The sequence below is a fragment of the Limnohabitans sp. genome, from assembly GCF_044373035.1.
Classification (GTDB): Bacteria; Pseudomonadota; Gammaproteobacteria; order Burkholderiales; family Burkholderiaceae_C; genus Limnohabitans_A.
Window position 1 is genome coordinate 1 of sequence record NZ_JBILQU010000122.1, and the last position, 6,964, is coordinate 6,964.

Sequence of the window (6,964 nt, forward strand, 5' to 3'; positions counted from 1 at the left end):
GGTGCCGCTCTGGCTTGTTCCGCTGGGCAGCACAAAGCTGCTGCTGCCCGCCACCACCGCGCCGCCGGTTTGCCAAGCACCGCTGCCCAGTCTGTAGCGCCAGGTGGCCCCGGTTTCCAGGCCCGTGACGTTCATGGTGCCGTTGTTGGTGATGAAGTCGCCGGGGGTGCCGGTGTCTGCGGCCAGCGCCAGGGTGGGGGCAGCCGCGCTGGTGTCAATGGTGATGGCTTTGGAGGTTTTGGCTACCCCGCTGAGCAGGCCACCGCTGCTGGTCTGGCGCAACTGGATGGCACCCGAGGCATAGCTGCCTGCGGGGGCGATAAAGAAGTCGTTGCTACCCGATAACCAGGTGTTACCCTGGGTCAGGCTGTATTGCCAGGTAGAGCCAGTTTGGACATCTGTGACGTTAAAGCGCCCGTTGCTGGTGATGCCGTCGGCGTTGGTGGTGCCGTTGGGCCCGGTGTCTGCTTGCAACGTCAGGATGGGTGGCGGGGGCGCGGATTCTAAAAAATAAGCTCGGCTGCCCAAGCCTGCCAGGGTGTTGCCAGCCAGGTCGGTGATCTTGAAGACCATGGTGTTGTTGCCCTCGATCAGGTCCACATCCTTCCATTCCAGAACGCGCCCACCGGTTGTGCGGTTGGCAATGCTGCCATTCAGGTCTGTCCAGTTGTCGCCGTTGTCCACACTGCCCCAGAGGGTTTCAAGGTTGGCCGCCGGGCTGGCGATGAGCGCTTTGCCCAATGTGGCACCGATGGTTTGTGTTTTGGTGGCGGTGTTGAAGTCACCCGGTGTGCCGGTGTCTGATGAGATGGTGAGGGTGCTCAGGTCGATGCTGTTGTCCGGCGTCTTGGTGTCCAGAAAGAAAGTGGTGGTTGCAGCCGCTGCGGTTTGTGCATTGCCCGCTGCATCGGTCTGGGTGGCGCTGACGCTGATGCTGCCATCGCCCAGGGTCGTCAGATCGGTGCTGGTCAGGGTCACGGCCTGTGCAGAACCCGTGCCGGCGACCGTCTTCGTCACCGTGTTCGCGCCCCTGGTGAAGGTGACCACGGCGCTGGCGCCGTTTTCTGCCGTGATGGTGACCACGCCTGTGTCGGTGGCTTCGGCACTGCTGGCCCCATTGGACACGTCCGTGCCCAGGGCCAGCGTGAGGGCGGTCGGCGCCGATCTGTCCAGGGTGAAGGTGATGCTTGCAGGCGGTGCGGTTTGTGCATTGCCCGCTTTATCGGTCTGGGTGGCGCTGACGCTGATGCTGCCATCGCCCAGGCTCGTCAGATCGGCGCTGGTCAGGGTCACCGCCTGTGCAGAACCGGTGCCGGTGACCGTCTTGCTCACGGTCCCGCCACCCGAGCGGCTGAAGGTGACCACGGCGCTGGCACCGGTTTGTGCCGTGACGGTGACCACGCCGCCGGTGGCCGTGGCTTCGGCACTGGTGGCCCCATTGGACACGCCCGCGCCCAGGGCCAGCGTGGGGGCGAGCGGAGCGGATAGGCTCAGGTTGAAGGTGACGTTTGCCGCCGCTGCGGTTTGTACATTGCCCGCTTTGTCGGTCTGGGTGGCGCCGACGCTGATGCTGCCATCGCCCAGGATCTTCAGATCGGCGCTGGTCAGGGTCACCGCCTGTGCAGAACCGGTGCCGGTGACCGTCTTGCTCACGGTCCCGCCACCCGAGCGGCTGAAGGTGACCACGGCGCTGACACCGGCTTCGGCGGTGACGGTGACCACGCCGTCGGAGGCCGTGGCTTCGGCGGCGCTGGCCCCATCGGACACGCCCGTGCCCAGGGCCAGCGTGGGGGCGGTGGGCGCTGCGGTGTCCAGCACGTAAGGGACCGAAGCGCTGCTGCCGCTGACATTGCCAGCGGCGTCTCGCAACTGAAACACCAGGCTTTTGGTGCCACTGGCGGTCTCATTGACCAAGGCGGCGACGTTCCAGGTGAAACTGGTTTTGCCCGCGCTGCTGTCGGTGCTGCGGTTGGTGATTTCGCTCCAGGTGACGCCGTCATCGACCGAGCCAAAAATGCGCTCTGTGCTGGCCACCACGGTGGTGATGGTGCCGGTCACGGTTTGCGCCGCAGTGTTGGTGATGAGGTCGGCGCTGCTGATGCCGGTGTCGGCGCTCAAAACCAGACCGCTCACCACCGGCGTGGTGGGGGCCTGGGCATCGAGCGTGTAGGCCAGGTTGACCCCGGCATTGACCTGCGCTGTTTCGCCCTGGGTGGTGGATGCGCTGGTGTACCTGAATTGAAGCGTTTTGCTGCCTTCGGGCAGGCTCACCCCGCTCAAAACCAGGGTGCTGGTGCCATTGCCTGCAACGCCCGTGTTCCAGACCGTGGCGTCGGTGGTTTTCCAGGACAGGGTTCTCGTGTCCTCCAGCGGTTTGGAGAAGGTGATGGTGATGTTCTGGGTGCCAGTGCTGGTGATCAAATCGGTGTCAGAGACGCCGGTGTCGGCGCTGAAAGCCACGCCAGAAATGCTGGGCGGCGTTTGCATGACGGCAACCAAGAACTGCGGCACCGAGGTGACAGCGGGGTTCACAAATCCGGCTACGCCGTCGACAACGTCCTTGATTTGGCTGGCCATCGCTGCGATGGCGTTTGTCGGGCTGGTGAAGTTGTTTGACTTTTCCAACTGGGAGATGGTGTCCAGCAATTGGCCAGCCTTGTTGGCGCTGGCATTGGCCGTGCCGTCCAGATTGATGGTGGGAATGACGGCAATGTCCGACACCAGTTGGCCTGTGGTGCTCAGTTCGAGGGTGGTGGCCAGCGCCTTGCTGATGGCGATGATTTCTGTGCTGGATTTGTTGGTGACCACCGCGCCAGCGTCCATGCCCGCCTTGACCGCCACCAGTTCGGTCAGGGGGTTGATGTGGACTGTTTTGGGAACAATGCCTTCGGTCAGCACGATGGCACGCAGGTCGGGCAGCCCCCCTGGTTTGCCAAGGCTCAAGCCTGTCTTGGTGGCTTCGTCCATGTAGTCGGGTGCGTTGGGGTCGCCGTCCAACACCTTGAGAATGACAAGGCCGGTGTGGCCGTTGGTGATTTTGATTTCATAAGCGCCGGTGGCACCATCCACCGTTTCGTCGCTGCCCAGTGTCCTGCCGTCGCGGTCATAAGCCACCACGCGCAACTGGTTGGTGGCCAGCATCGGACCCAGGGTGATGGTGCCCGTCAGGACCAGCGAGATCAGCGCGTCAGCCGCAGCCCCCCCGCCGCCGCCGCCCGCGCCGCCCAAGGCGCCCAAGGCGCCCAAGGCGCCCCAGACCGGGTTAATGTTGGCCAAAAAGCCACTTTTGGGGGCCACCGGGGCCTGGCTTGCAGCTTCTGGCTGGGTGATTTGGGCCAGTTTGCCTTCGATGTTGCCGCTGATGGTCTCGACCTGGCGCGCCAAGGAAGACATTTGGGACTGCATTTCGGTTTTCAGCTCGGCCCTGAAATCGGCCATGTCTTTCTTGATGTCTGCGTTGCTGCTCAGCACATCCAGCGGTTTGCCGGGCGCGTTGGCGTCTGGCGTTTTGCTGGCATCGGCATCGGCAGCGTCTTTGCTGGCCACCGACAGGTCGGACAAGGCGTCAGCCTGGACAGTGCCCACTTGTTTGAGCAAGTCAGCGGCGCGTATCTCGGCGTCGGCAAAGGCAATGCGCAGGTTGGTGTCGATCATGGCGCGCAGCGCGCCGTCGCGGATGGTCACGCGCTGGCCAGACTTGAGGATGACGATCAGGTCGGTGTCGAGCACCCGCACCGAGGCGATTTCTGCCGCACGCATGGGCAAGCGGATGACCTGGGTTGCAGCGATGGTTTTGGGATCAGCCATGGTGAAATGTCCTGTCTAACAATGCGAACAAAAAAACAAACTTCGAACTTCAAAAAAAATACGCGTCTCTGGGGCTTCAAGAATTTTTTGCATCCGCAGGCACTCAGTCCGTGCCGGGCACGCCGGGGCTGGCTTGGGCTTGGGCTTGGGCGGGTGCAGCGTGCGCCTGCAGGCCCAGCTGTATGCGCAACTTGGCACCCATTTCTTCGAAGGTGTCTTTGCAAGCCAGCAGGCTCTCGCGCAGGGCTTGTTGTTCTGTTTGTTGCAGGCTTTGGCTTTGCAGCAGTTGGTTGCCCAGCAGGGTCTGGCTGGCCTCTGAACGCACCAAGGCCTCGGCCATGAGTTTGAGGTGCAGGTTGGTCTCAGACTGCAAGGCGCGGTGTTGCTGGTGTTGCGTCTGGTCCTGGTGGTGAATTTGCCGCAGTTGGGTGCCCATTTGGTCCCAGGCGTCCATCCAGTGCGGCCCCGCGGCCATGACCTGGTGCACCATGGCGTCAATGCGGTTGCGCTCTTGCAGGGTCTGGTTGATGTTGACGGTGGCGGCCACCATGCTCTGAATGTCTTGACGGGTTTGCGTGGCCGACTCCAGCAGGCTTTGGTAATGGTCGGTGGCTTTGGCCACCATCTGGGTGCCGTCAGCAATGACGCGCGCAATCACGCCGTCGAGCTCATTGCGCTCGCGCATGGTGCGGTTGAGGTCTTCGGCTGAGCGCAGCACGCCTCGGGTTTCATCCTGCATTTGCAGCATCAGCGCCGTGAGGGTCTCATTGCGCTCGCGCATTTGCTGAAACATGGCGTTCCAGCGCTCGGATTCGGCCCAGGCCAGTTCGGTGTCGGCTTGCAGGGCAAGGACGCCCTCGCTGCCAGCGCCATAGTCGTAGTCGCGCACGCTTTCACGGATGGCCTTGACGACCTGGCCGCCGGTTTTGCGCACCGACATGACCACCATGCCCAACAGCAAAGAGCCCATCAGGCCGTACAAGGACGCCACAAAGGCGGTGCCCATGCCGCGCATGGGGGCTTGCAGCTTTTGCAGCATGTCCTTGAACATGTCGGCCTGGGTGGCACCTGCCGAGCTGTTGCCCATGAGCGCAGAAAACAGGTTGCCGAGCTCGTCCAGCGTGCCCAGCAAGCCAATGAAAGTGCCCACCAGGCCCAGACCAATCAGGGCACCCCCCAAAAAACCCGGCAGCGTGAGCTGGCTGCCAATGCTTTTTTCAAACTCCAGCATCTCGTTTTCTACGGCGGCCTGGCGCATGCGCAGGGGCAGCACCGCTTTGCCCGACAACAGGTTGTACAGCGGCGACAGTTGGGGCACCCATTGGGTGCTTTCGAGCAGGCTGGCACGGTCTTCTTTGCCGGTCTTTTGCCAGCGCCGCAAGTAGGACTCTTCCCGAATAAAGCGCAGCAGGCTGTACCAGGACAGGATGAGCCCCATGAAGAAGCCCCCAAAAATAAGATAGACCACCTCGGGGTGCGGCGTGGAGACGATGGAGGCCACCACCGCGTTCCAGAAAAGTGTGACCGTAGCCACGATGACGATCATGGTGGGCGCGATGGCGTTCACACCGTACCCCAGCACACGGAAAAAGTACTGCTGTTTTGATAACTTGGCGATAGACATCAGGGGGCTCTCAGTGTGGGGAAAGGTTTGGGCCGTTAAAAATCGGGGCTTGGGGGGCGTGCGCTCAACCGGGGGCGGGCGGGCTGCCTGGCGGGCTGCCTGGCTGGCTGCGCGCCAACCACACGGTTTGCTGGCCTGCGGCTTGCAGGTCCTGCCCGCTGTCCAGCAGCCGAACTTCGATGGCTGGCGGGGGCTGGCCCGAATCGATCAGGGCGTTGCGTATCGCCATGGCGCGCTGATAGGCTTGGCGCGCCTCGACGGCGTTGCGCGTGTTCACGCTGACCCAAATGAGCCACTGCGGGGCGGTTTGGGCTGTGGAAATTTTGCGCAGGGTGTCGCGCACGGCGCTGTCATCGGCAGCGCTGAGGCGGGAGTTGCCGGGCCCAAAGTCAAAGCGCACCAGGCCTTCGCCCGCGCTGTCTTGACGCAAGATGGCCCAGCGCACAGCAGCGGGCTTGTCGCCGCCCTGGGGGGGGCTTTCTTGCACAAACAAAGGCTGGGGTGGCGCGTCTTGATTCTGTGGCGCTGGCCGCGATGCGGACGCGGATGCGGGTGTTTGCGTGGGTGCTTTTGCTGGTGCTGGTGCGGGTGTTTGCGTGGGTGCTTTTGCTGGTGCTGGTTGATCCGGGCTTTGGGCGTTCTGGTTGGGTTTTTCTTTGGGCGCGTCTTTCACCACGGTGTTCAGGGCCAAGGCAAACACCGCCACCACAAACAGGATGTTGAGCATGACGTTGGTGATGGCATCCACATAGGCTGGCCAGAAACTGCCTTCTTCGTGGTGGCTTGCCCCGCTCATGGCTGCCCCTTTTGGGTCACGTTTGCAGGTGCTTGCAGACTGCCGGGCTTGACGAAGACCTTGCCTTCGGTCGCCAGGGCTTGGGCATTGGCCGTTGGGCTGCGCGTGAGCGCCGGGTCGGTGTCCAGCAGTTGCAGCTCAATGTTTTTGGCTGACACGCCGGATTCAATGAGCAAGTCGCGCGTGGCCAGCACCCGGATGTAAGCCAGCCGCTGCGCCGATGAATTGCCTGGCTCGCTGTAAGCAAACACCTGCCAGTTGCCCTCGGGGCTGACCATGTTCAGTTGGGCGGCAAATTGGGCGCGTTGCGCAGGCGCAATGTCCACCGTCTGACCAGGAAAATTGATCGCCCAGCGCGCAGCTTGGCCTGGGCTGGAAGGCTTGGTTGCTGGTGGTGCTGTTGCTTTGGGTGCGGTTGCTGGGGGTGCGGTTGCTGGGGGTGCTGTTGCTGTGGGTGCTGGCATTGGCGGCTCGGACTGTGCTTTTTCTGCAGCACTCGACAGCACCAATGCGATGGCGAGGATGGCCATGATCAGCAGCAGGGCCAGCAGCAGGCACGAAATGACAGAGACATAGCCCTGCCACATCGTGTCTTCTGATTCTTGTGCGCTGGCGGCTTCCACTTCAGACTTCTCCTAACGATGTTGGCAGGGTTTTGGAACAGCGATCAATGACCCATCGGACCACCTGGCCCGGGTGTGCACGCAGCTTTTGTTCAGCCAGAGCGCCACTATTGA

At 62.6% G+C, this 6,964-nt stretch carries 4 protein-coding genes; all 4 read right to left on the reverse strand.

Going from position 1 to position 6,964, the window contains the following annotated elements; genetic code table 11:
• The coding region (locus ACIQ47_RS13720; protein ID WP_396438651.1) for a beta strand repeat-containing protein at window positions 1-3,807 on the reverse strand (3,807 nt) is incomplete at its 3' end.
• A 103-nt stretch (window positions 3,808-3,910) separates the two neighbouring features.
• A complete protein-coding gene (locus ACIQ47_RS13725) occupies window positions 3,911-5,431 on the reverse strand; it encodes a hypothetical protein (RefSeq protein ID WP_396438652.1) in 1,521 nt (506 codons plus the stop codon).
• Window positions 5,432-5,495: 64 nt separating this feature from the next.
• Window positions 5,496-6,227 (reverse strand): hypothetical protein, encoded by a 732-nt coding sequence (locus tag ACIQ47_RS13730; protein ID WP_396438653.1) that lies wholly within the window; start codon window positions 6,225-6,227, stop codon window positions 5,496-5,498.
• Complete coding sequence (locus ACIQ47_RS13735) at window positions 6,224-6,850, reverse strand: hypothetical protein (RefSeq protein ID WP_396438654.1); 627 nt, start codon at window positions 6,848-6,850, stop codon at window positions 6,224-6,226. Before ACIQ47_RS13735 ends, ACIQ47_RS13730 begins: the two co-directional genes overlap by 4 nt.
• Window positions 6,851-6,964: the final 114 nt, after the last annotated feature.